The organism is Oleiphilus sp. HI0086 (assembly GCF_001635225.1).
The window spans coordinates 1-841 of record NZ_LWFZ01000647.1 but is presented as its reverse complement, the minus strand read 5'-3'; the positions used below and the strand labels follow the sequence as shown (position 1 = coordinate 841).

Genomic DNA, 841 nt, shown 5'->3' with positions numbered 1-841 from the left:
GCCCACAAAGGCGGTAAACCACGAGCTTCAGGGTCTTCTGATAACAGCTTAGCTGTCATCCGCATTGCCGCCACACCGTCTAACATACAGTGGTGCGCTTTAAAGTACATCGCAAAACGACGACCTCGAATACCTTCAATCAAATGGCTTTCCCACATTGGTCGCTCTCGATCCATTAGGGCGCCATGCTTAACCGAAACCAAGGCGAGTAGTTCTCGAATTCTTCCTGGCTTTGGTAAGGCGCTATGACGAAAGTGATGCTCTAGATCAAACTGAAGATCTTCTTCCCAATGGTATTGGCCGAAGCGAGATTTTAAACGCTGATTAAAAGGCGCGATGGGTTGCTGAAAGGAACGCATATACTCAGCAAGCTCTGTCACATATTTTGGGCCGGCATCTTCAGGAAAGTGATAAAGGTGCAAACCACCCACATGCATTGGCTGCTGACGTTTCTCGAGCCATAAGAAAATCTGATCTGCTAAACTCAATGATTTCATAAAGATTCCATCCAAACTGTGAGTAAAAACGCGAAAAACTGCTCAGCCATATTTAAACTGTTTCCCCTGGCCAACTACAACTGGCACTCATCCTATGGGCCCAACAAGATTAAGTTTGGCGGCATCGCTATCAATAGTTATAAGCTACACATTCACCAAAGTGTAAAGAGCGCGCAAGGATACCCGAGATCGCCTATTCGGCATAGTGCTAAGACATATTCAATCTGGCAATATCACAAAAATTTATGCTAGTTTACAATTTTAGTCGAGATCAGAGTTTCGTCGAACCAACATCTCGTTTATAGGCTGTGCGTAAGTCGGCTTATCCCAATCAGGAACATCCA

The 841-nt window shown here is 45.1% G+C and carries 1 protein-coding gene; it reads right to left on the bottom strand.

The annotated features are described in order from the left end of the window. The coding region (locus A3756_RS08940; protein ID WP_304438876.1) for a wax ester/triacylglycerol synthase domain-containing protein at positions 1–497 on the bottom strand (497 nt) is incomplete at its 3' end. Positions 498–841: the final 344 nt, after the last annotated feature.